Raw genomic sequence first — 23,979 nt, 5'->3', positions numbered from 1 at the left:
ATGCTTTCCTTAACGCGCGGAGCCAGGCAGGGCGATCTCACCGTTTTCCTCTCCATCCCAGTACCGGATGGAGGACGCCGAAACCTTGATGAGAACGATCCCAGGAGTGTCCACTCCTTCAGGAAACCACCGCTCGAGATCGGGGACCCAATGTTCTTCGAATGTCGCCTTGTCCCGTACCAGTGAGGCAAAGCCCTCGACAGCGATGAAAATCCCCGGCTTGCCGAGGAGGCTGGGAGGCGCCGTGAACGTCAGCGAGACGGCGTCGATGCCTTCGATCTCGGTGATTTTTCTGCTGTCTTCATACGAAAAGAACCAGGAATCCCCGTCATATTCGACGTCGCCGTTATTGCTCATCGGTCGGGCCGAGATGCGGCCCGACCCGGCGTTCGTAGACAGCATGCAGAAATCGATCTTCTTCAGTTGCGAGGATAGGTCTTCGAGGGTCATAGACGCCATTGTGATCTCCCGTGTTTGAATGCTCGGGAGTAGCGTGCAAGCGTCCAGATTGTTCCGTGGAAAGTCCACGTGACTATGTCTCTATCCCTCTGAAGATAAGCAGCGCTGTAGCGTCAATGGCCGTCGGGCGGGACGGCCTCAATCGGAACCGTTTCTTTCAGATTCTTCCGGTGGAAGATGAAGAGCCCGGCAACGACGATGATTGCGGCGCCGATGATGATCTGCATGTCGGGAACATCATTGAAGAAGAGGTAGCCGAGGATGATCGCCCAGAGCAGCAGCGTATATTGCAGCGGCGCGAGCAGCGATGCCGGTGCAAGCTTCAGCGAGCGGGTGATCAGCAGATGCGCGCAGGTGGCGACGATGCCGAGGAGCAGCATGCCGGACCAGTCGACAATCGTCCCCGGCTGCCAATGGCCGATGCTCAAAACGATGCCGGTGATGAGCGCGGCGACCGTCTGCCATGTCACGAGCGTCGTGTCGCTGGTCGAGCGCAGATAGCGGCTCATCACCAGCGACAATGCAAAGGCAAGGCTGCCCGCAAGGCCGAAAAGCGACGGAAGCGACAGCATTGCGGTTGACGGACGCAGCGCGATGACGACGCCTGCGAAGCCGATCAGAACGGCCAGCCAACGCCGCCAACCGATTTTTTCTCCGAGAAAGAAATGCGAGAGCGCCGCAATGTAGATCGGCCCGGCCATATAGAAGGTCATGACGTCTGCGAGCGGCAGATAGGCGACGGCGGCGTAAAACAGCGCGACATCGCAAGTCGCCATGAAAACGCGTATGAACTGGAGGCCCTTCTGCTCGACGCGGAACAAACCCATCGGTCCTTGCCGCAGGATCATTGGTCCGAGCACGATGAAAGCGCCGACCGAGCGGATCACCAGCACCTGGCCGACGGCAAAGCTCGCAACCAGCCACTTGCCCATCGCATCGTTCAGCGCAAAAAGCAGATCGCCAAGCAGCATCAGCACGACGCCTGTTATGATCAGGTTTCCGGCATTGGCTACAGCAGTCTCGGTCTTCATTTTAGACATCCTTGCAAAAGCGGCCGCGAATACGCGGCCGAGTGCGGCTTCGGCCTTAACCCTGCCGATGTCAATGGGCCGGTTGAAGAGATTGCAGTCGAACCCGCAAACGACCGTCTTCGGGCCTGTCGACCCACGGCTTCATCAGCCGCCGCATCAAGTGCCTCTCATGAATCGGTGCCTTCGAGCGCCAAATGCGGGCATCAATCGCCATGCAGGACGCTGACATGTGAAATATATTTCATATGATGAATTATATTGACACCGCTCCGCCGTTGCGATTATCTGCCCATACCGGACTTCGAGGAGGAACTCCGGTCTTCAATGGATCATCGGCAGCCGCTGAGGCGCCGCCGGATATTTGGGAGGGGCTTCGGCCTCGAGGAGGAAACTTGCGCAGATTTCTAAGCACGACCGCATTGGCGGTCCTCGCATCGACGCTTTATGCCGGCGTGGCCAGCGCGGACGCGGAAAATCCGTTCCGCTGCAAGCCCGGTGAAAAATACGTCATGAATGTCATGGTTTCGGGCGTCGAATACTGGTTCCCGGTCTATGAAATGTTCAAGCAGGCCGGTCAGCAGCTCGGTTGCGAGACGGCTTATACCGGCACGCCGGAATATGACGTCAACAAGCAGATCGCCACCTTCGACCAGGCGCTGGCCCAGAACCCGGCCGGTATCCTCGTTCATCCGATGAACTCCGATCCGTTCATCGAGCCGATCAACCGGGCCATCGATCAGGGCACGGCGGTCGTCACCTTCGCAGCCGACGCGCCGCTTTCCAAGCGCATCTCGTTCATCACGTCGGACAATACCCGCGAAGGCACCTATGCGGCCGACGCGATTGCCGAAAAGATGGGGGGCAAGGGTGAATATGCCGTTCTGGAAAATCCGGGCCAGGACAATCACGACAAGCGTATCGCCGCCTTCATCGCCCGAATGGACGAAAAATATCCTGATATGAAGCTGGTCGGCCGCGCTGCGTCCAACCAGGACCCGAACAAGGCCTATCAGGGCTTGATGAGCTTGGTGCAGGCACATCCGAACCTTGGCGCCGTCTTCATGCCGGAAGCCAACTCGGCCATCGGCGCTTCGCAGGCCAACAAGGAAAGCGGCGGCAAGATCCTCGTCATGTGCGCCGACGTCAACGCCAACATCCTCGACATGATCAAGGCGGGCGAAGTGTTCGGCTCGATCAACCCGAACCAGGGCATGCAGGGTTACATGGGCTTCATGCTCCTGTGGCTCGCCAAGCATCCCGAACTCATCGACCCGATGAACGACGCCAAGCGCGCCAGCTTCAACCCGATGAGCATTCCGTTCGTCGACAACGGCCTGTCGATCGTCACGGCCAATAATGCCGACGACTTCTACTGGGACAAGTACCTGAAGCGGCGGGGCACCAAGGGCATCGAGGAATAAACCTTTGTGCCTGCTGTCCGGGGCTTCAAGCTCCGGGCAGCCATCGCGAGCGTGAGGAGGAGATTATGGTGGCGTCGGTGCCGGTTCTGGAAATCCGCAATGTCAGCAAGCACTTCGGTGCAGTGAAGGCGTTGACGGATGTGAGCTTCACCCTGGAAAAAGGCGAGGTTCATGCACTTTGCGGCGAAAACGGCGCGGGCAAGTCGACGCTGATGAACATCATTGCCGGCGTGCTGCAGCCGACCGAGGGGGACGTCCTTGTCGATGGCGCGCCGGTAAAAGTGACGTCGCCGGCGGTGGCGCAATCGCTCGGGCTTGGCCTCGTGCATCAGGAAATCGCGCTCTGCCCGGATGCGACGGTGGCCGAGAACATGTTCATGGCCGCGACCAACCGTCGCCGCTCGCCTTTCATGAATTATGGCAAGCTGGAACGGGATGCACAGGTCGTGATGAACCGTCTGGCGCCGATCGACGTCCGCCGCAAAGTCGGCGACTTGTCGATATCGAGCCAGCAGCTTGTCGAGATCGCCAAGGCACTGACGCTCGATTGCCGGGTGCTGATCTTCGACGAACCGACGGCGGCGCTGACGGAATCGGAGGCGCAGGTCCTGTTCGGGATCGTCCGCGACCTCAAGGCGCAGGGTATTTCGATCATCTATATCAGCCACCGCATGGCCGAAATCTTCAGCCTGTGCGACCGGGTCACCGTCTTTCGCGATGGCCGCTATGTCTCGACGGGGACGGTGGCGGACTTGACGCCGGATGATGTCGTGCGCCGCATGGTTGGGCGCGAGATCACCCAGCTCTATCCGGAAAAGCAAGCGCCGGCGGAGCGGACCGGCGAGATCATTCTGAGCGTCCGCGATCTCGGCGACGGCAGCCGCTTTACGGATGTGAGCTTCGAACTGCGCAAGGGCGAAATTCTCGGCGTCGGCGGGCTGATCGGCTCGGGGCGCACCGAGATCGCCGAAGGCATTTGCGGATTGCGGCCGGTGATCGCCGGCGAGGTGCAACTGCATGGACAGCGACTGCCGGCGCACTCCTATGCGCAGGCCGCGCAGGCGGGTGTCGTCTACCTGTCGGAAGACCGGAAAGGCTCCGGCATCTTCCTCGATCTTTCCATCGCCCAGAACATTGCCGTTCTCGATTTGAAATCGCTGACCGGACCCCTGGGACTGTTGAATTCCAAAGCCGAGGCGGATCGTGCCCACGACCTGGTCCGGCGGCTCGGGGTGCGGATGGGGGGCATCGACATGCCGGTCTCGTCGCTGTCGGGCGGAAATCAGCAGAAGGTGGCGATTGCCAAGCAGCTGGCGGTCAATCCGAAGGTCATCCTGATGGACGAGCCGACCCGCGGCATTGATGTCGGCGCCAAATCGGAAATCCACCGGCTGCTGCGCGATCTCGCCCGCTCCGGCATCGGCATCGTCGTCATCTCGTCGGAACTGCCGGAGCTTCTTGGGCTGTGCGACCGGGTGCTGGTCATCCACGAGGGCACCGTTGCAGGCGAGGTCGAGGACGAGACGATGACGGAAGAAGCGATCATGCGGCTCGCGTCGGGTATCGGCGGTCTTAACAATTCAAAGGCATCAGAGCATGCCGCATAAAGAAAACGCAGGGGCGGGAGACAAGGTCATGGCGGACGCTACATTGGCAACGGTACATCAGGCACGCGCGCCCGGCTGGAAACGGCTGGGGACAATGCGCGAGGCGGGACTGATCGCGATCATCCTGGCGCTCTGCATCGTCATGAGCTTTGCCTCGCCGCATTTTCTGACGCTCGGCAATTTCCGGGCGATGCTGATGTCGTTCTCGGTGGAGGGAATCGTCGTCGTCGGCATGACCATCCTGTTGATCGTCGGCGGCATCGACCTGTCGGTCGGCTCGGTCGTCTGCTTCTCGATGGTATTGTCTGGCTCGCTGTTCCTGATGGGGCTCGATCCGTGGAGCGCATCCCTGATCGGGATCATAGCCAGCAGCCTGATCGGCTGCGTCATGGGCTTTTTCGTCACGGTCGTCGGGCTCAACCACTTCATCACCTCGCTTGCGGCGATGGTCATCGTGCGCGGCATCTGCCTGATCATCACCAAGGGCACGCCGCTGTCGCTGTTCACCTTGCCGCCTTCGTTCAAGGCGGTCGGGCAAGGCACGTTCTACGGCGTCCCCTATGTGATCCTGATTTTTGTTGCGGTCGTCGTGTTGTTCGATTTCCTGCTGCGCCGGGCAACCGCCTTCCGCAAGGTGTTCTACACCGGCAGCAACGAGAAGGCGGCGCTCTATTCCGGTATCAAGACCAACCAGGTGAAGTTCTGGGTGACGGTGCTTTGCGCCACGCTGTCGGGGGTTGCCGGGGTGATCTACATGTCCCGCTTCGGCGCCGCGACCCCGACCTTCGGCGTCGGCATGGAGCTCAATATCATCGCAGCCGCGGTGATTGGCGGCGCGTCGCTGAATGGCGGCTCCGGCACGATCTTGGGGGCAATTCTCGGCATTGCCCTCCTGTCGGTCGTTACAAGCTCGTTGATCTTGCTCGACGTGTCCGTCTATTGGCAAGACATGATTAAAGGCTGCATTCTGCTTGCTGCCGTCTCGATCGACCATTTCCTGCACAAGCGGAAGGCTGCCTGACATGCCGATAGCCAAACTCAAACCCGCAAACGCGCCGCGCGAGGAAATCGTCATCGCCCGGCAGATGCACCAGGCCCTGGTCTTGCATTTCCTCGAGGGACTGACACAGGCGCAGATTGCCGATCAACTCGGCATCTCGCATGCTACCGTCAACCGCCTGATCAAGCGCGGCCGGCAACTCGGCCTGGTCGAGATCAAGATCAAGTCGCCGGTCGAGCCGCTGGTCGATATGGAGGAACAGCTGCGAGCGCTTGGCGGCATCGGCCGCGCCGTGGTGGTGCCGACTGTGTCCGACAATCCGCAAACGGCGCTTCAGGCCGTCGGCGAAGCGGCAGCGCGGTTGCTGCTGGAAGAGATCATCGATGGCGATACGATCTGCATCACGGGAGGCAAAGGCGTGAGCGCCGTCGTCGCCGGCTTGCAGCCGTCACGTCGTTTCAATGTCGAGGTCATTCCAGCAACGGGCTGCGTGCAGGGTAAGCACTATACCGACGTCAACCATGTCTCGACCTTGATGGCCGACCGGCTTGGGGGACGTTCCTACCAGATTCACGCGCCGCTCTTTGCCGACGATGCCGAGCAGCGGGCAATGCTGATCAACATGCGTGCCGTCGCCGACGTTTTCAAACGGGCGCGCGAGGCGAAGGTCGCGGTGGTCGGCATCGGCTCGATCCTGTCGGACGATTCGAGCTATTACGACCTGCATCCCTCCTCGAGCACCGACCGCGCCGCGATCGAGCGGTCCGGCGCCTCCTGCGAATTGCTGGCGCATCTGCTCGATGATCATGGCCAGGTCTGCGACTACAGCCTCAACCGGTCGCTGGTGTCGCTGACGCTGCCGGAATTCGCCTCGATCCCCACCAAGATCGGCGTGGCGAGCGGGCCGAACAAGGCAGGCCCGATCCTCAGCGTTCTCAGGGGCAATCATCTCGATACGCTGGTGACCGATGAGGCGACAGGTGCCCGGGTGCTGGCACTGGCGAATGGCGAAGGAAAATGGGCATGAATGGACAGCAATTGACACGTGAGATCGGCAAATCCGGCGTTTCCGCCTCGGCGGTCGGGCTGGGCACCTGGGCGATCGGCGGCTGGATGTGGGGCGGGACCGACGAGGCCGAATCCATCGCCGCAATCCAGGCATCGATTGACGCCGGCGTAACGCTGATCGACACGGCGCCAGCCTATGGGCTTGGACGTTCCGAAGAGATCGTCGGCAAAGCGTTGGCTGGGCGACGCGACAAGGCTGTGATCGCCACCAAATGCGGCCTTGTCTGGCATACGCAGAAGGGCCGTCATTTCTTCGACCAAGACGGCAAGCCGGTCCACCGTTATCTCGGCGGCGATGCGATCCTGCATGAGGTCGAGGAAAGCCTGAGGCGGCTCGGAACCGACTATATCGACCTCTACATCACCCATTGGCAGGACCCGACGACCCCGATCGAGGAAACGATGCGGGCGCTGGAAGACCTGCGAACATCGGGCAAGATCCGGGCGATCGGCGCAAGCAATGTCAGTTCCGACGACCTCGATGCCTATCTCGCTGCCGGCGGTCTCGACGCGATCCAGGAGCGGTTCAGCATGATCGACCGCGAGATCGAGGCAGAGCTTCTGCCGCTGACCAAGGCCAACGGCATAGCGACGCTGAGTTACTCGTCGCTGGCGCTGGGGTTGCTGTCCGGCACCATCGGTCCGGACCGTGTGTTTTCCGGCGACGACCAGCGCAAGGACAATCCGCGCTTTTCAGTCGACAACCGCCAGAAGGCAGCGGCGCTCGCCGACGCCATCCGGCCGCTCGCAGAAAAACACGGCGCCAGCATCGCCCAGATCGTGATTGCCTGGACGCTGGCGCAGCCGGGCGTCACCTTTGCACTTTGCGGGGCGCGCAATCCGGCGCAAGCGCTCGACAATGCGCGGGCCGGGACCATCCGGCTGGATACGGCCGATCTTGCGGCCATCGATACGGCCATAGCGGCGAAACTGACTGATATGGACAGGTAGCGGATCGCCATCATGAAACGGCAAGAAATATTGGACGGGCTCCGCCAGAGCCCGAAGGTGGACGTCTGCGTCGTCGGCGGCGGCATCAACGGCATCAGCGTCTTTCGGGAACTGGCCCTGCAGGGGCTGAACGTGCTGCTCGTCGAGAAGCACGACTATTGCTCCGGTGCCAGTTCGGCGTTGTCGCGCATGGTCCATGGCGGGCTTCGCTATCTTGAAAACGGCGAATTCAAGCTGGTGCAGGAATCGCTGGTCGAGCGGGACCGGCTGCTGCGCAACGCGCCGCATTACGTCGCGCCGCTGCCGACGACGGTGCCGGTGTTCGATATCTTTTCCGGCCTCGGCAATGGCATTGTCCGCTTCCTTGGCCTCAGCCGCCGTCCGAGCCGACGTGGCGCCGTCGCCATCAAGGCGGGCCTGAGCATCTATGATTTCCTGACGCGCAAACGGGCATTGATGCCGCGCCACCAGTTTCGCGGCCGGCGCACAACGCTTGCCAAGTGGCCGGCGCTCAATCCCGACATCAAGAGTTCCGCCACCTATTTCGACGCCTGGGTCAGCCATCCGGAGCGGTTGGGCATCGAGCTCCTACAGGATGGTCTTTTGGCAAAGTTCGGAGTGATGGCGCTGAACTATGCCGAACTGCGGCGTACCGAAAATGGTGAGTATCACGTCGAGGATCAGATCGGCGGCGCGTCCGTTGCCGTCGAACCGGCGCTGATCATCAACGCCACCGGTGGCTGGATCGACCTTGCCAATCAAACCCTGTTTTCGCCAGAAGCACGGCCGTCACCACTGATGGGCGGCACCAAGGGCTCGCATCTCATCATCGACAATGCGGAGCTGCGCGACGCACTTGCCGATCACATGATCTACTACGAGAACGAGGACGGGCGGATCTGTATCGCTTTTCCTTATCTCGGTAAGGTTCTCGTCGGTTCCACCGATATCCGCGTCGATGATCCGGAAACGGTGCGCTGCGAGGCGGACGAGCGGGATTATATCCTGCAATCGCTTGCCTTCGTCCTGCCCGATATCACCATTCGGCCGGAGCAAATCGTTTTTCAGTTTTCCGGCGTGCGGCCGCTGCCGGCGAGCACCGACAGCTTTACCGGACGCATCCCGCGCGATCATTTCTGCACCATGCTGGAGCCTCCCGATGGCGGTGCGCCGGTGCTCTGCATGATCGGCGGCAAGTGGACGACATTCCGGTCCTTCGGGGAACTGGCGGCCGACATGGCTCTGGAAAGGCTCGGCAGGCGGCGCCGCGTTGCGACAACCGATCGGCCGATCGGCGGCGGTCGGGCCTTTCCCGCGAACACGCCCGCCTGGCTAGCGCAGATGGCAGCCAGCAAAGGCCTTTCCGCAGGGCGCATGGCTGAGCTGTTTGCCCGATATGGCACGGATGCCGAGGCGATTGCCGGCTTCATCGCGCCAAGCCCCGATGAAGCGCTGCCGCACGCCGCCTACTCGGTGCGCGAATTGCAGTTCCTGATCCGCGAGGAAGCGGTGGAACATCTCGACGACCTGCTTTTGCGGCGCACGACGCTTGCCGTTTCGGGCGAGCTTTCACTCGACATGATGGACGCCGCACTCGACCTGCTGGCGCAGGATAAGAACTGGACGCTCGCGCATCGCGCCAGTGAGCGCGTCCGCTTTCTCACCCTTCTCAACGAACGCCACGGCGTCGACGAAGACATGCTTTCCGCAAGGAACGAACCAAGGAGCACAGAATGCGACACAACAGCAAAGTCCGGATGAACCGGCTGTTCGGCGGCGGCCGCTGCCTCGATGTGGCGATCGATCACGGCGTCTGCAACGAGCCGTCCTTCCTCAACGGGCTGGAGGACATTCAGGCCGTCGTCAAGGCGCTGGTCTCTGCCGCGCCGGATGCGATCCAGATGAATTACGGCCAAGCGGACCTGCTGCAGGACGTGCCCGGCAAGGACAAGCCGGCGCTGGTCATGCGCATCGACATGGGCAATCCCTATAACCGAATCCGCCACCGCGACATGTGGGCGGTGCTGCAGAACGACGCCGAACCGTTGATCGGCGCGATCGAGATGGATGCAGCCTGCGTCGTCGTCAACCTGTTCATGCTGCCGGACGAGCCGGATCTGTTCCGCCAGTGCGTGCAGAATATTTCCCGCGTGCGGGCCGATTGCGACAAGTATGGCATGCCGCTGATGATCGAGCCGCTGGTGATGCAGCCGGTCACCGAAAAAGGGGGTTATATGGTCGACGGTGACGCGGACAAGATTGTGACGTTGACGCGGCTCGCCCGTGAGATGGGCGCAGATATCGTCAAGGCCGACCCAACCACCAATGCCGAGGATTTCCACAGGGTGGTGGAAGCAGCCCGTTGCCCGGTTCTCGTCCGCGGTGGCGGCAAGGAAGATCTTCGTGCCGTCTTCGACAAATCGGCGGCCTTGATGCGACAAGGCGCTCTAGGCATGGTCTATGGCCGCAACATCTATCAGCACGCCAATCCGAGGGCCGTGGTGCGCGGACTGATGGCGATCGTGCACGAGGATGCGAGCGGCGATCAGGCGTTTGCGCTCTACCAGCAGGGTTGAATGCGATCTCGAACCTTGGGAGGGGTTCAGCATGGGAAACTATCTTTTGGGGCTCGACGCCGGAAACACCGTCATCAAAGCGGTGATTTTCGACCTGAGCGGCAACGAGATCGCGGCTGCGTGGGAAGAAGGGCGCAGCCGCATGCCGAGCCCGGGGCATGTCGAGCGAGGGCTTGACGAACTCTGGACGAATGCACGGCAGGTCATCCGCGCCTGCATCGAAAAGGCGGAGATCCAGCCGGAGGAAATCGCCGCGATCGGTTGCGCCGGGCATGGCAACGGTCTCTATGCGCTTGATCGCGACGGCGCTCCACTGCTCGGCATCCAGTCACTCGACACGCGGGCCGCCGGCCTGGTCGATGAATGGCGAGAGGCCGGCGTTGGTGACCGGACCTATCCGATTGCCCGCCAGCGTCCGTGGCCATCCCAGACGCCGACATTGCTTGCCTGGCTCAAGCGTCACCGGCCGGATCTGTTCAACCGCATCGGTACGGTGTTCTTCTCCAAGGATTTCGTCGTCAACCGCCTGACCGGCCGCCGCGTCAGCGAGGTGTCCGATATGTCGGGTGCCGGTCTGCTGGATCTTGCCGCGCGCCGCTACGACAAGGCGCTGATGGAGGCCTATGGACTGGGAGATTGCATGGACCTCTTGCCGCCGCTCATCGAAAGCGCCGACATTGCCGGCACGGTAACGGAAGAAGTGGCGACGCAGACCGGGCTCGCCGCCGGTACTCCTGTGGTCGGCGGGCTGTTCGACGTCGTCGCCTCGGCGCTCGGCTCGGGCGTTTCACGCACCGGCAGCGCCTCGATCATCGCCGGCACCTGGAGTATCAACCAGGTCATCATCGATGGCCCCGACCTCGACGGGCCGGTGTTCATGTCGTCGACCTTCGATCGCAGCCGCTACATGGCGATGGAGAACAGCGCCACCTCGGCTGCCAATCTCGAATGGCTGGTGCGGGAGTTTTTCGAAGGCGAGCATGCGGAAGACGTTTCGCCCTTCGATGCCTGCTGCGCGCTGGCCGAGGCGATCGAACCCGCTGCAGACGACCCGCTCTACCATCCGTATCTCTACGGCGCCCAGCAGGATGGCCATGCACGCGCCGGCTTCTACGGTCTTGCCGGTTGGCACACCAAGGGGCATCTCGTTCGCGCGCTTCTTGAGGGCGTCGCCTTCGGTCACCGCCAGCACATCGAGGCGATCCGAAAGGCCGGCGCGGTCTTCAACGAAGCCGTGCTGTCCGGCGGCGGCTCGCGCAGCCTGATCTGGCCTCAGATCTTTGCCGATGTGCTCGGCGTTCCGGTCAGCGTTGCCCGCTCGCGTGAAACCGGTGCGCTGGGAGCGGCGATTGCAGCCGGAACCGGCGTCGGTGTCTTCGCAGACTTCGGCGCCGGTGCTGCGGCCATGGTCCGGACCGAGCGGCATTATCGTCCGGATGTCTCGCTTGAGGCACATTATGCGCGGCGCTACGCTCTCTATCAGGATATCGCCGAGGCAATGGCACCGCTCTGGCGGCGTCTGACGGCGGTTCCGCTGGCAGCGGGAGCGGCGGCATGAACATGCGGGTGAATGATGGGGCCATCGATGCGGGAAGCTACGACTACATCATCGTCGGCGCGGGATCGGCGGGATGCGTTCTGGCCAACCGGCTGTCGCGCGATCCGAAAACTCGTGTCCTGCTGCTCGAAGCCGGCGGCAGCGACCGATATCACTGGGTGCATGTGCCGATCGGCTATCTCTATTGCATGGGCAATCCGCGCACCGATTGGATGATGAAGACGGCGGCGGAAGCCGGACTGAACGGCAGGTCACTGCCTTATCCGCGTGGAAAAGTGCTGGGCGGCTGCTCGTCGATCAACGGCATGATCTATATGCGCGGCCAAGCGGCCGATTACGACGGCTGGCGGCAAGCCGGCAATTCCGGCTGGGGCTGGGATGACGTGCTGCCCTATTTCCTGAAATCCGAGGACAATTATCGCGGGAAGTCGCCGATGCACGGGGCAGGCGGCGAATGGCGGGTGGAAAAGCAACGGCTTTCCTGGCCGATCCTCGATGCCTTTCGCGATGCGGCCGAGGAGCTCGGCATTCCAAAAACCGACGATTTCAACGATGGCGACAATGAGGGCTCCGGCTATTTCGAGGTCAATCAGCGCGGCGGCCTGCGCTGGAACACGACAAAGGCCTTTCTGCGCCCGGCGATGAAGCGGCCCAATCTGCGCGTGCTGACCCGCGCCGAAACCGAGCGGCTGGAATTCGACGGCAGGATGGTGACCGGCGTGCGGTTCCGGCTGAACGGGCAGAAACATCTGGCTCGCGCCGATCGCGAGATCATCCTGTCTGCCGGTGCGATCAATTCGCCGAAAATCCTCGAGCTTTCCGGCGTCGGTCGCCCGGATGTGTTGTCCGCTGCCGGACTGGACGTCGCCCACGAACTTCGGGGTGTCGGCGAAAACCTGCAGGACCATTTGCAGATCCGTACGGTCTTCCGCATCGAGGGCGCAAAGACGCTGAACCAGCTCTATCACAACTTGTTCAGCCGAGCGGGTATGGGGCTTGAATATATGCTGCGCCGGTCCGGTCCGCTGTCGATGGCGCCGAGCCAGCTCGGTATCTTTGCCAAGAGCGATCCGGCTGTTGCGACCGCCGATCTCGAATATCACGTGCAGCCCTTGAGCACAGACCGGCTCGGCGAGCCGCTGCATAAATATCCCGCTGTCACCGTCTCCGTCTGCAATCTGCGGCCGGAAAGCCGGGGGAGCGTGCATGTTGGCGGCCCGGACCTTTGCATGGCGCCGGAAATCCGCCCGAACTATCTTTCGACAGCCGGCGACCGGATGGTTGCGACGAAATCGATCCGGCATGCCCGCCGGCTGATGGAGGCCGATGCCATTCGCAATTACCGGCCGCAGGAGATGCTGCCGGGCACGGAATATCAGAGTGACGAGGACCTGATCCGTCGGGTCGGCGATATCGCCACAACGATTTTCCATCCGGTCGGCACCTGCAAGATGGGCAGCGACACCATGGCGGTTGTCGATCCGCAATTGCGGGTGCATGGGCTTGCGAGACTGCGGGTGGTCGATGCCTCGATCATGCCGACGATCGTCTCGGGCAATACCAACTCGCCAGTAATCATGATTGCCGAAAAGGCCGCGGAAAGCATTCTATCAGAGGCTTAACGCGGTTTTCCCAGGCGAAGCGCGAAGCGGTTTTGCCGGGAATCGGCGTCATAACAGGGGGTTCGGCCGAACCGCTTTCGATCTAAAGCGCCCAGTCATCCCGATTTTGGACCTCGGCAGCTTTGTCCTCGCTGCAAATCGTTTCCAGCGCCAACGAGGCACGACTGGAGTGTCTCTGTTTGTGCCGCAGGATTGCAAATTGGCGGGACGGCAAAGGGAAGCGCGCCTTAACCAGCAGACCCTGCGTCAAGAGCGGCGCGGCCACGGCGCCGGAAACGACCGTTGCGCAGAGGCCTTCTCTTGCTGCCGATATGACTGCTTCATTCGACGGCAGCTCAAGCGCGACTGTCAGATCTGCGGGGCCGATGCCGAGATTGGAAATCGCCGCCTCGAAAGCCGACCGGGTTCCGGACCCTTTTTCCCGCATGACCCATTTCGTGCCCGAAACCAGCTCCGCCGGGGCGATCGGTTTGCCACGCGCCCAGGGATGGCGCGGACCGACGACGATAAGGAGTTCGTCCTCGGCGAGCGGCCGAATATTCAGCGCCGGTTCGTCAACGCTGCCCTCGACGAAACCGACTTCCGCCAATCCATCGAGAACCGCTTTCGCCGCCGTGGTCGTGTTGCCGATCATCAGCTTGAGGTCGATGCCCGGGTAGCGGACCTTGAAACGCATCAGCATCGCCGGCAGCCAATAGCTTGCGATCGTCTGGCTGGCAAAAACAACGAGCTCACCCTTTTGCAAGCCGCCGAGATCGGACAAGACGAGTGCTGCGGCTTTTGCGCGCGCGAGTGTGGCTCGTGCCTCCCCCAGAAACACCCGCCCTTCATATGTCAGCTCTATGCGGCGTCCGACACGGTGAAAAAGCTCGACGCCATAGGAGGCCTCGAGATTGCGGATGGCCGAACTGACGGCCGACGGCGTGAGGCCGATCGCCGCGGCGGCATTGGTCAGGTGCTCGCGTTCCGCAACCGCAACGAAAATGGAGAGCTGTTCGAAAGTCATGATGCAATCGTTCGATTTTACCGAATGAACTATATTAAACTATTCAATGGAAGTCGACAATTGAGTATGGGACAGTGAAGCATTCCGCAAGGTCTTGCCGATGCTCGTTTCCGCCTCCCGTTCCCCGTCGCTTCCTGCCGTCCTGCCGGGACTTGTCCTTTGTGTGGCGGTCACGCTCATTGCGCAGTTGGTTGAGCAGTTGCAGCTGATGATTTTCGGCGCGCACTGGATCGAGAGCCTCGTGCTGGCCATTCTGATCGGCATTGCCATGCGCTCCTCGGTCCGCCTGCCGCAGACCTTCACTCCCGGCATTCACTTCGCCGCCAAGACGCTTCTCGAGATTGCCGTCGTGTTGCTGGGCGCCTCGCTCAGCACGGCCGCCATCCGGCAGGCCGGACTGCCGCTTGTCGGTGGAATTGCCGTCCTGGTTGCGCTGTCCTTGGCCGGCAGCTTTCTGCTTGGCCGGCTCTTCGGGCTGTCGACCAGCCTGGCGACCTTGGTTGCTTGCGGCAACTCGATCTGCGGCAATTCTGCGATCGCCGCGGCAGCACCTGTGATCGGCGCCAAACCGGACGATATCGCCGCCTCGATAGCCTTTACCGCGCTGCTCGGCGTTGGTGCGGTGCTGACTTTGCCGCTTCTGCATCTGTTCCTGGGTCTCAGCGCCGTACAATATGGCGTTTTCGCAGGGCTGACAGCCTATGCCGTGCCGCAGGTATTGGCGGCGACGGCCTCCGCCGGCGCCGTCAGCACCCAGGTGGGCACGCTCGTCAAGTTGATCCGCGTGATGATGCTCGGCCCCGTCATTCTTGTGCTCGGCGCAGTTCATGGTCGCCGTCCCGGCGGCGCCGCAATCAATCTCCGCCATGTTCTGCCATGGTTCATCCTCGGTTTTGCGGCCATGGCGACGCTTCGTTCGCTCGACGCGATCCCGGCGCCGCTGCTGCCCGCGATGTCGGCTGTATCAGCCGCCTTCACCGTTACTGCCATGGCCGCGTTGGGCCTCTCCGTCGATGTCAGATCCATCGCCCATACCGGCGGTCGGGTCCTCGTCGCGGCGGCGCTGTCGCTGCTGGCTCTGGCGGTGCTTGGGCTTTGCTTGATCGGCCTGCTGAATATCGTCTGAGACGGGGTGGTGTGCCCAAAATACTTGCAAAAATTCCCGTTGCCTTCCAAACGATCAGCGGCTAGCCTGTATATACAGGGCGGAGAAGCAAAGATCGTCATGCGGGTCATCTCTTCACAGCAAGCTGCGGATCTCCTCGAAGACGGGATGACGGTCGCTGCCTCGGGTTTTGGAGGATGCTGCCATCCCGAGGCCATCACGGCCGCGGTGGAGGAGCGTTTCCTCGCCACTGGAAAACCGCGCAAGCTGACACTTCTGTTTGCTGCCAGCACGGGCGATCGTCAGACGCGCGGCATGGGGCATTTCGGCTATGAGGGCCTCGTCGCCCGCGTGATCGCCGGGGGATGGCGGGGAACGCCGCGCCTTGGCAGGCTGGCGATCGAGGAAAAGATCGAAGCGCATTGTTGGCCGCAAGGCGTCATCGCCCAGCTCTATCGGGCGATTGCCGCCGGTCAGCCTGGGGTGATCACCCATATCGGGCTCGGTTCTTTCATGGACCCGCTGCATGGCGGCGGCCGCATGAATGCGACGACGCCGCGAGCGCTTGTCGAGCGCGTGTCGTTGCGCGGCAAGGAATGGCTGCTTTATCCCTCGATGCCGCTCGACTGCGTGCTTTTGCGCGGTACGACGGCCGACGAAGACGGCAACGTCACCCTCGAGGACGAAGCCTTTCCGCTCGACGTGCTCGCCATGGCGCAGGCAGGCCGAAATTCCGGCGGTGTCGTCATCGTGCAGGTCAAGCGGATTGCCGAGCGCGGCTCGCTGCCGCCGGGCGATGTTCGCATCCCGGCGGCGCTGGTCGATTATGTCGTCGTCTGCGAAAATCCGGCCCAGCACGGCGTCAGTTTCGCCGAGACAGACAATATCGCCTATACCGGGCGCGTCCGGATGGCGGTGAGCCGCCTGCACCCGGCGCCGCTGTCGGCCGATAAGATAATTCAGCGCCGTGCCTTCCTGGAGTTGGCGCCGCTCCATCGCCCGACGATCAACCTCGGCATCGGCATTGCCGCCGGGATCGGTCGGATCGCCAGCGAAGAGGGATTCGACGATTATACGGTGACGATCGAATCCGGCGTGATCGGCGGCGTGCCGGCCGAGGAACTGTCCTTCGGCGCTGCCGTCAATCCGACCGCCATCGTCCCACAGGCTTCGCAGTTCGACTTTTACGACGGCGGCGGCCTCGATATCGCCTTTCTCGGCATGGCCGAGGTGGATAGGCACGGTGCGGTCAATGTCAGCCGCTTCAACAATTCCATCGTTGGGGTCGGCGGCTTCACCAATATTTCGCAGACGGCGGGGCGTGTTGTCTATCTCGGCGCATTTTCGGCCGGCGGCGCGGAAATTGCGGTTGCCGACGGCAGCCTCGACATCATCCGGGACGGCAGAGTTTGCAAGATCGTCGACCATGTCGACCAGATCAGTTCGAGCCCGGCCTTTGCGCCGGAAGGGCAGTCGCAGCTCGTCGTCACCGAGCGGGCGGTCTTTCGAGTGATCGACGGATGCCTGATGCTGACGGAGTTTGCCCCCGGCATCGATCTCGCCTCCCATGTTCTCGACCGCCTGCCGAAGGGCGTCGCGGTGTCGGGCCAGCTGAAACAGATGGACGCGCGCCTGTTTGCCACCCACGCCATGAAGGACTTTGCCCCATGAAAATCGATGGAGCCGTCATCATCGTCACGGGCTCGGCAACAGGCGTCGGGGCCGCATGCGTGAAGCAGTTCGCCGAGAGCGGTGCCCGGGTGGTCGTCAATTACAACAGCAGCAACAAAGAGGCCGATGAAACGGCCGATATCTGCCGCAGCCTGGGCGCGGAGGTCGAGATCGTCCAGGCCGACGTTGCCGACGATGCGGCCTGCCGCCGGATGGTCGCGACGGCCGTCAACCGGTGGGGGCGGCTCGACGCCCTGGTGAACAATGCCGCAACGACGGTCAAATCGGATCCTTTCGATCTGGAGACATTGTCGGCCGAAGATTTTCAGAGTGTTTTCGGCGTCAATGTCATCGGCGCCTATCAGATGTGCCGGGCGGCGGTGCCTGTGATGCGTGACAGCGGCGGCGGTGCGATCGTCAATGTCTCATCCAACGTTGCCTTTACCGGCGGCGGCAGTTCGCTTGCCTATACGGCCTCCAAGGGTGCGCTCAATGCGTTGACCCTGGCGCTAGCGCGCACCTGCGGTCCCGATATCCGGGTGAACGCGGTTTGCCCCGGCATCATCGATACGCGCTGGATGCGCGACACGCTCGGGCCGGATGCCTATGGCGCCATTGCCAAGCGATTTTCGGAAACCGCGCCGCTCGGCCGGGTCGCGACACCGGAAGACGTTGCCGGCGCCATTGTCTGGCTTGTTCAGGGGGCAGAGTTCGTCACTGGCGAATTGCTTTCCGTCGACGGCGGCATCCGCCTGTCGGGTGGTGTTCGCAAGCCCGTGGCATCCGGCGGAGCCGCATCGTGACGTTGTCGGCCCAATCCATTCTCGATTTCCCGGTGCCGCAAGCGACGCATGTGGTTACTGCAAGAGATGCCATCCTCTACGCCCTGTCTGTCGGCTACGGCACCAACCCGCTCGACGAAAACCTATTGAACTATGTCTATGAACGCGATCTCGTGACCGCGCCGACCCTTGCCAATGTCGTGGCGCATCCAGGCCCGTGGATGCAGCAGACGGGTGTCGACTGGGCGCGTCTCGTGCATTCCGAGCATCGCCTGACCATCCACCGGCCAGTCCCTCTCGATGTGCCGCTGATCTCCCGGTCGCGCGTCTTGTCGGTGGTCGATCGCGGCCTTGAGAAAGGCATGTTCGTCAGCTTCGAGCGCATGATCGCAACCGTGGACGGTGATGAGCCGATCGCGACGATCGTCCAGACGAACGCCTGCCGCGGTGACGGTGGATGCGGTTCGGCGGGATCGGCGCCTGAACCTCTGTCCAAAGTCCCGGACCGAGAGCCGGACTTCGAATTCAATGTCGACCTCCCTGACAACGCCGCGCTGCTTTATCGCCTGAACGGCGATCTCAATCCGCTGCATGCGGATCCACAGGCAGCCGGCCGAAGCGGCTTCGATCGGCCGATCCTGCATGGGCTGTGCAGCTTCGGTTATGCGGGCTACGCCATCATCGCCGCCATCGATCCAGGCATGAAGATCGGCTTGCGGGCGATCGCGGCGCGGTTCAGCGCGCCGATCTTTCCCGGAGAAACGATCACCCTGCAGATGTGGCGCAACGACGCCGAGATTCGCTTCAGGGGGATCGTTGCGTCACGGGGTGTGACCATCCTCGACAATGGCATGGCGAGGCTGTCATGACGAAAGCGGTCAAACCAGCCGCCCGCGAGGCGCGCCATTATATCAGGATCAAGGAGCAGATCCTGGCCGACATCGCCGAAGGCAAGCTGCAGCCGGGAGACCGGGTATCCTCTGAAAGCGAACTGGTGGCGGCATTCGGCGTCAGCCGCATGACGGCGAACCGCGCGCTGCGGGAATTGATGTTCGAGGGTGTCCTCAAGCGATCCGCCGGGATCGGAACCTTCGTGTCGCCAAAGCACCTCGACGTCGATCTGCTTCAAATCCGCAACATAGCCGACGAAATACTGGAGCGGGGTCACACGCATAAGGCGGCGGTCGTTCAGGCCGGCTCGATGAAGGCGGATGCCAACGTTGCCGACGCGCTCGAACTGACGCTCGGCGCTGAGGTGATGCACTCGCTGATCGTGCACCTGGAAAACGACCAGCCCATTCAGGTCGAGGAGCGCTACGTCAATCCGCTGGTCGCGCCCGACTATCTGTCGACCGATTTCAGCAGCATGACGCCGAACGAATATCTGACGAAGGTGGCGCCGATAACGGCGTTCGAACATATCGTCCAGGCCGTCAAACCGGACACGACGATCCGCAAATATCTTGGCCTGAAGAATGATCACCCTTGCCTGCGCGTCTTTCGAAGGACCTGGTCGGGCGAGGCCGTCGTGACCTGTGCGCTGTTATACTATCCGGGCGCGCAATATCGGCTGGAAGCACGGTCCACCAAGGGTCCCTCGAAGCCCGTCGCCATTCTCGGAGAGAAACAGTGAGCGCCACCCATTCTCCATCGATCACCTTCAGCGCGTCGCCGCCGACGATCGAGGACATCGCAGCAATTGCCCGTCGTCACGCCAGGATCGAAATCTCCGCCGAGGTCGAGGCTCGGATTACGGCGGCGCGCGCCGTCGTCGATCGCTATACGGAAAAGGAGCTGCCGGTTTATGGCCTGACGACAGGACTGGGAGCGGGGGTCGATACACGACTTGCAACGGAAGATCTGGTGGCGTTTCAGATGCGTGTGCCGCAAGCCCGCGCGGTCGGCGTCGGAAAGCCGCTTGCCCAGGAATCCGTGCGGGCGATGATGGCCGTTAGGGCTGCAGGCATGGCGGCGGGCGGCTCCGGCATTTCGCTGAACGTGTTCCGTGGTCTGATCGCCGCCATCAATGCAGATATCCATCCGGTCGTCCCGTCATTGGGCTCGATCGGTGCGGCGGATTTGGCTCCGCTTGCCCATATGAGCCGGGCGCTTCTCGGCTTCGGCGAGATCGAGCTTGGCGGCGAAGTGCTGCCGGCCGCCATCGCCCTGGAAAGGGCCGGCCTGAAACAACTCGAATTGGCGCCGAAGGACGGGCATGCGCTTGTCGTGGCCAACAGTCTCTCCATCGGCCTTGCCTGCCTGGCGCTTGAGGATATCGAGCGGCTCTTCGATTGGTCCCTGAAGGCGATTGCCGTTAATTTCGAAGCGTTCCGGGCCAATGTCAGCGTCTTCGACGATCGCGCTCTCGCTGCCAGACCGGCCTTTGGGCAGCGCCGTGTCGCCGCTCAACTGATGGAACTGCTTTCGGGAAGCTCCTTGCTTGCGGCCGATGCCGCAAGACGTCTCCAGGATCCTTTGAGCTACCGCTGCACGCCGCAGGTCTGGGGCGCGATGAGGCATGCGATCGACGAGGCAAGGCAGGCGACGGAGATAGATCTCGTCAGCTCCAGCGACAATCCTGTCGTCATCGCCTCCGAAGGCGTCATTCTTGCACACGGCAATTTCGACATGACCGCTTTTGTGCTCGCCTGGGAAAGGCTGGGGCAGGCGATGGCGCATTGTGCGGCAGGCACCGCCTATCGGATCATGAAGATCATGTCGCCCGGCATGTCAGACCTCCCGCGCTTCCTGACCCCGATGGGCCAGAGCCGGACCGGTTTTGCGACCGTGCAAAAGACCGTCTCGGCCATGGAAGCCGAAATCCGCCATCTCGCCATGCCGGTTTCGCTTTCGCCCTTTCCCGTCGCCGATGGCGTGGAAGACCAAGCGTCGATGGCGCCGAGCGTTTTGGCAAAGACGCAGGCGATCGTCGAGCGCCTGCGTTATCTCGTTGCCATCGAACTGATTGCCTCGGCCCAGGCCGTCGAGCTGCGCGGCGTCTCAGGCGAATTGGGCAAGGGATCGGCTGAGGCCTATGCTTTCGTCCGCAATCACGTCCCGGCGCTTGATGAGGATCGCGCGCAAGGGCCGGATTTTGCGGCGATCGCCGCATTGATCGGGCTTGGCCCGCTGTAAGCCCGGTTCGCCACTGCCCCACCAAGAAGGGCAGGGCGCCGACCGGTCATGCCGACGGCTATTCTGGGGAACGCCGCCGGTTCGTTCATTGAAAAGTCAACAAGAGGGAATGACTATGAAAAATTGGACAAAGGGCATCCTTGCAGCCGGCATCATGGCAACCGCCATGTTCCAGTCTGCATCCGCAGAGACCATCAAGGTCGGCAGCAAGAATTTCACTGAGCAGTTCATCCTCGCTGAAATGTATTCAGCCGTTCTGGAAAATGCCGGCTTCACCGTCGAGCGCAAGATCAACCTCGGCGGCACGCTGATTGCGCACCAGGCATTGGTGGCCGGCGAGATCGATCTTTATCCGGAATATACCGGCACGGCGCTCGCATCCGTCGTCAAGGGCGAGATGTCGACCGACGCCGACAAGGTCTATACGCAGGTCAAGGACTTCTACGCCAAGCAGTTCAATCTCACATGGCTGAAGCCGAGCGGGATCAATAACGGCTATGTCATCGTCGTCCGGCAAGAAACGGCGCAGGCCAACAATCTGAAGAGGCTGTCGGATCTCGCCAAGGTCTCCAAGACACTGGTCTTCGGCGGCGGCGCCGAATTTCCGGATCGCGCCGACGGCCTGCCCGGCCTGAAGCGCGTCTACGACGCCGAGTTCAAGGAGTTCAAGCAGTTCGCCAAGCTTGGTCTTCGTTACGACGCGCTGGAACAAAAGGATATCGACGTTGCCAATGGTGCGGCGACCGACTGGCAGATCGGCTCGAAGAATCTCGTGCCGCTGGCAGACGACAAGGGTCTGTTTCCGCCCTACTACGTGGCGCCTGTTGTCCGCCAGGACGTGCTGAAGGCCAACCCGAAGGTTGCCGAACTGCTCGAAGCGGTCGGCTCCCATCTCGACAACGAAAAGATGCGGGTCCTCAATGCCAAGGTCGAAACCGATCACGAGGAAGCCAAGGACGTGGCGGTCGATTTCCTCAAGGAAAACGGCCTCCTGCCGAAATGATTGTCATGCCTCCGCGGCCGGATATCAATCCGGCTGCGGTCTGGCGCGGCGATCCATTTAAGGGTTTTTGTTCGAAAATCCGTCCGGTCAGCAGCCGGGCAGGAATATGGAGAAGCGGGAAATGCAGGAAATCTGGATCGATTATCTCAACGCCCTCGATGCCAAGGCGCTGGCGCTGACGAATGACGAGATTCTCGATGCGGTGTCGAAGGCGCTGGATGCGCAGGGCAGGGGTGAAACCGTCATCGAGCCGCGTGTTCATCTTGTGCCGGAGAGCTCCGACAAAGGCCATTTCAACGTGCTTCGCGGCTACGTCAAAGCGCTGAATTATGCCGGCGTCAAAGTCGTCGGCGACTTCGTCGACAACTACAAGGTCGATCTGCCTTCGGAGCTTGCGGTCCTCAACCTGTTCGACCCGAACACCGGCGTGCCGAAGGCCATCATCGACGCAACTGATATCACCGACATGCGCACCGGGGCCGTCACCGCTCTTGGCGCAAAATATCTCGCCCGCAAGGACAGCAAGATTCTCGGCCATATCGGTGCGCGCGGAACCTCTTACTGGAATGTCCGGCTTCTCGACCATCTCTTCGACTTCGAGGAAATCCGCGTGCATTCGCGCCGGCCGGAAAGTCGGGATGCCTTCGCCAAGCGTCTTGAGGCGGATCTCGGCAAGAAGATCATCGTCACCGACAATTGGGAGGATTGCCTCAAGGGCGCCGACATCATGGTCGAGGCGAGCCGCCTGCCGGAACCGGCGCCGCTGTTCAAGACGGAATGGGTGAAGAAGGGCGCCTTCGTCGTGCCCTATGGCACGATGAGCGCGCTTGAATTCGATCTCACCGACATCATGGACAAGGTCGTCGTCGACGATTGGGGACAATGCGGCCCCGGCAAGCCGTTCGGAGCGCTTCGCCGTCACGTCGACGAGCGCAAGGTGACGGCCGAGAACCTGCATGCCGAAATCGGCCAGATCGTCTGCGGCATGAAGCCCGGCCGCGAAAGTGACGAGGAGACGATCCTGTTCTGGCACCGCGGCCTCAGCACCACCGACGTGGCGCTCGGCGCCGCCATGGTCGACAAGGCAAGAGAGATGAACATCGGCCAGCGGCTGCGGTTCGCATAGTTGCCATGGTGATGTCCAAGCCGATCGCCTGTTCGAGAATGTATAATCTCAGTCCGCGCATTCGCGGCCTGTGGGATGCGTTGTTTGCGCTGGTCAGCGTGCAGTCCGGCATTGAGCTCGAGATCATCGCTCATGCAGCACCGGCGCCGCTGTCGGAGCTATGGGCGAGGCCGGACATGGGGCTGGTCTTTATGTGCGGCTATCCGTTTTCGCGTATGCCCGAGGGCGCCAGGCCGACTGCCCTTGCTGCACCCGTTTCGAGCGAGGCATGGTCTTTGGACCAGCCGCTCTATGCCAGCCACATTCTCGTCGCCTCCACCGGGGCGGTGAACGAGGTAGCGGATCTCGCTGTGGCCCGCTGGGGCTGGACCGTGCGCGATTCCCAATCGGGCTACCACGCGGCGCGTTCTTTTCTTGCCGACCGGTTTGCCGGGAAAGTGAAGCAGAGCATGACGGTCGGGCCGCTGCTCAACCCGTCAGGCATCGTCGCCGCCCTCAAGGACGGCAGGATCGATGCGGGTGCGATCGATGCTTACGCCTTCCAATTGTTGTCGATGCACGAAACCGATGCGATCGATGGTCTTCGTATTCTGGCGACGACCGATCCGCTTCCCGCGCCGCTATTGGTTGCCGCGCAAACCTTGCCTGCGGACATCGCCACAGCATTACAGCAAAGCCTCGTGACGTTGCATGAAACGCGTGAGGGAGCGGCGGTTTTGGAACGGCTCGGCCTCCGGCGATTTTCGACGGTCGTTCCCCCGGCCTACGATAGTCTGCCGCTAAGAGCCGACGACGCCGATCGCAGATTGGGGATCACATGGTAGACAGCCGAACGAGCGCTCGGATGCGGAGGTTTCG

General features: G+C 61.9%; 21 protein-coding genes. 18 read left to right on the top strand and 3 right to left on the bottom strand.

What is annotated here, in order from left to right:
- Nucleotides 1-9: 9 nt before the first annotated feature.
- Complete coding sequence (locus FHX10_RS29780; protein ID WP_047619183.1) at nucleotides 10-459, bottom strand: pyridoxamine 5'-phosphate oxidase family protein; 450 nt, start codon at nucleotides 457-459, stop codon at nucleotides 10-12.
- A gap of 113 nt (nucleotides 460-572) precedes the next feature.
- Entirely contained in the window at nucleotides 573-1,490 is a 918-nt protein-coding gene (locus FHX10_RS29775; protein WP_063473758.1) for a DMT family transporter, read from the bottom strand.
- Nucleotides 1,491-1,882: 392 nt separating this feature from the next.
- Between FHX10_RS29775 and FHX10_RS29770 the strand changes: the two genes are divergently transcribed.
- From FHX10_RS29770 to FHX10_RS29730, 9 genes are all read left to right on the top strand, one after another.
- Nucleotides 1,883-2,911 (top strand): substrate-binding domain-containing protein, encoded by a 1,029-nt coding sequence (locus tag FHX10_RS29770; RefSeq protein WP_047619177.1) that lies wholly within the window; start codon nucleotides 1,883-1,885, stop codon nucleotides 2,909-2,911.
- Nucleotides 2,912-2,976: 65 nt separating this feature from the next.
- Nucleotides 2,977-4,518: a sugar ABC transporter ATP-binding protein gene (locus FHX10_RS29765; RefSeq protein WP_206114661.1), complete on the top strand. Its 1,542-nt coding sequence runs from the start codon at nucleotides 2,977-2,979 to the stop codon at nucleotides 4,516-4,518.
- A gap of 28 nt (nucleotides 4,519-4,546) precedes the next feature.
- The gene (locus tag FHX10_RS29760) at nucleotides 4,547-5,539 is read left to right on the top strand and encodes an ABC transporter permease (RefSeq protein WP_088930321.1); all 993 of its coding nucleotides are present in this window, start codon (nucleotides 4,547-4,549) and stop codon (nucleotides 5,537-5,539) included.
- Nucleotide 5,540: 1 nt separating this feature from the next.
- Nucleotides 5,541-6,545: a sugar-binding transcriptional regulator gene (locus FHX10_RS29755; RefSeq protein WP_063473755.1), complete on the top strand. Its 1,005-nt coding sequence runs from the start codon at nucleotides 5,541-5,543 to the stop codon at nucleotides 6,543-6,545.
- Entirely contained in the window at nucleotides 6,542-7,537 is a 996-nt protein-coding gene (locus FHX10_RS29750; RefSeq protein WP_047619220.1) for an aldo/keto reductase, read from the top strand. Before FHX10_RS29755 ends, FHX10_RS29750 begins: the two co-directional genes overlap by 4 nt.
- Nucleotides 7,538-7,549: 12 nt before the next feature.
- Complete coding sequence (locus FHX10_RS29745) at nucleotides 7,550-9,298, top strand: glycerol-3-phosphate dehydrogenase/oxidase (protein ID WP_063473754.1); 1,749 nt, start codon at nucleotides 7,550-7,552, stop codon at nucleotides 9,296-9,298.
- The gene (locus tag FHX10_RS29740) at nucleotides 9,271-10,113 is read left to right on the top strand and encodes a class I fructose-bisphosphate aldolase (protein WP_063473753.1); all 843 of its coding nucleotides are present in this window, start codon (nucleotides 9,271-9,273) and stop codon (nucleotides 10,111-10,113) included. The genes FHX10_RS29745 and FHX10_RS29740 overlap by 28 nt, the downstream gene beginning before the upstream one ends.
- A 31-nt stretch (nucleotides 10,114-10,144) precedes the next feature.
- Nucleotides 10,145-11,671: an FGGY-family carbohydrate kinase gene (locus FHX10_RS29735; protein WP_063473752.1), complete on the top strand. Its 1,527-nt coding sequence runs from the start codon at nucleotides 10,145-10,147 to the stop codon at nucleotides 11,669-11,671.
- On the top strand, nucleotides 11,668-13,293 hold the full coding sequence (locus FHX10_RS29730) for a GMC family oxidoreductase (protein ID WP_063473751.1): 1,626 nt from the start codon (nucleotides 11,668-11,670) through the stop codon (nucleotides 13,291-13,293). The genes FHX10_RS29735 and FHX10_RS29730 overlap by 4 nt, the downstream gene beginning before the upstream one ends.
- Nucleotides 13,294-13,375: 82 nt before the next feature.
- On the opposite strand, the gene FHX10_RS29725 is transcribed toward FHX10_RS29730, so the two are convergent.
- Nucleotides 13,376-14,299: a LysR family transcriptional regulator gene (locus FHX10_RS29725; RefSeq protein WP_063473750.1), complete on the bottom strand. Its 924-nt coding sequence runs from the start codon at nucleotides 14,297-14,299 to the stop codon at nucleotides 13,376-13,378.
- 100 nt (nucleotides 14,300-14,399) lie between these two features.
- Between FHX10_RS29725 and FHX10_RS29720 the strand changes: the two genes are divergently transcribed.
- From FHX10_RS29720 to FHX10_RS29680, 9 genes are all read left to right on the top strand, one after another.
- Entirely contained in the window at nucleotides 14,400-15,425 is a 1,026-nt protein-coding gene (locus FHX10_RS29720; RefSeq protein WP_063473749.1) for a YeiH family protein, read from the top strand.
- 99 nt (nucleotides 15,426-15,524) lie between these two features.
- Nucleotides 15,525-17,075, top strand: a complete 1,551-nt coding sequence (locus FHX10_RS29715) for an acyl CoA:acetate/3-ketoacid CoA transferase (protein WP_063473748.1) — start codon at nucleotides 15,525-15,527, stop codon at nucleotides 17,073-17,075.
- A complete protein-coding gene (locus FHX10_RS29710; RefSeq protein ID WP_063473747.1) occupies nucleotides 17,072-17,878 on the top strand; it encodes an SDR family NAD(P)-dependent oxidoreductase in 807 nt (268 codons plus the stop codon). Before FHX10_RS29715 ends, FHX10_RS29710 begins: the two co-directional genes overlap by 4 nt.
- Entirely contained in the window at nucleotides 17,875-18,726 is an 852-nt protein-coding gene (locus FHX10_RS29705) for a MaoC family dehydratase (RefSeq protein ID WP_047619153.1), read from the top strand. Before FHX10_RS29710 ends, FHX10_RS29705 begins: the two co-directional genes overlap by 4 nt.
- A complete protein-coding gene (hutC, locus tag FHX10_RS29700) occupies nucleotides 18,723-19,490 on the top strand; it encodes a histidine utilization repressor (RefSeq protein WP_063473746.1) in 768 nt (255 codons plus the stop codon). The genes FHX10_RS29705 and hutC overlap by 4 nt, the downstream gene beginning before the upstream one ends.
- Nucleotides 19,487-20,992 (top strand): histidine ammonia-lyase, encoded by a 1,506-nt coding sequence (hutH, locus tag FHX10_RS29695; RefSeq protein ID WP_063473745.1) that lies wholly within the window; start codon nucleotides 19,487-19,489, stop codon nucleotides 20,990-20,992. Before hutC ends, hutH begins: the two co-directional genes overlap by 4 nt.
- 115 nt (nucleotides 20,993-21,107) lie before the next feature.
- Nucleotides 21,108-21,995 carry a glycine betaine ABC transporter substrate-binding protein gene (locus FHX10_RS29690; RefSeq protein ID WP_063473744.1) on the top strand — a complete coding sequence of 296 codons (888 nt, stop codon included), beginning with the start codon at nucleotides 21,108-21,110 and terminating at the stop codon, nucleotides 21,993-21,995.
- Between the two features lie 121 nt (nucleotides 21,996-22,116).
- The gene (locus tag FHX10_RS29685; protein ID WP_063473743.1) at nucleotides 22,117-23,121 is read left to right on the top strand and encodes an ornithine cyclodeaminase family protein; all 1,005 of its coding nucleotides are present in this window, start codon (nucleotides 22,117-22,119) and stop codon (nucleotides 23,119-23,121) included.
- Nucleotides 23,122-23,126: 5 nt separating this feature from the next.
- Nucleotides 23,127-23,945, top strand: coding sequence for a phosphate/phosphite/phosphonate ABC transporter substrate-binding protein (locus tag FHX10_RS29680; protein WP_063473742.1), 819 nt, complete (start codon nucleotides 23,127-23,129; stop codon nucleotides 23,943-23,945).
- Nucleotides 23,946-23,979: the final 34 nt, after the last annotated feature.

Origin of the sequence: Rhizobium sp. BK591 (assembly GCF_014195045.1) — a bacterium.
Lineage (GTDB): Bacteria > Pseudomonadota > Alphaproteobacteria > Rhizobiales > Rhizobiaceae > Rhizobium > Rhizobium anhuiense.
The sequence above is the reverse complement of the archived record's forward strand: the minus strand, read 5'-3'. Positions and strand labels throughout refer to the sequence as shown.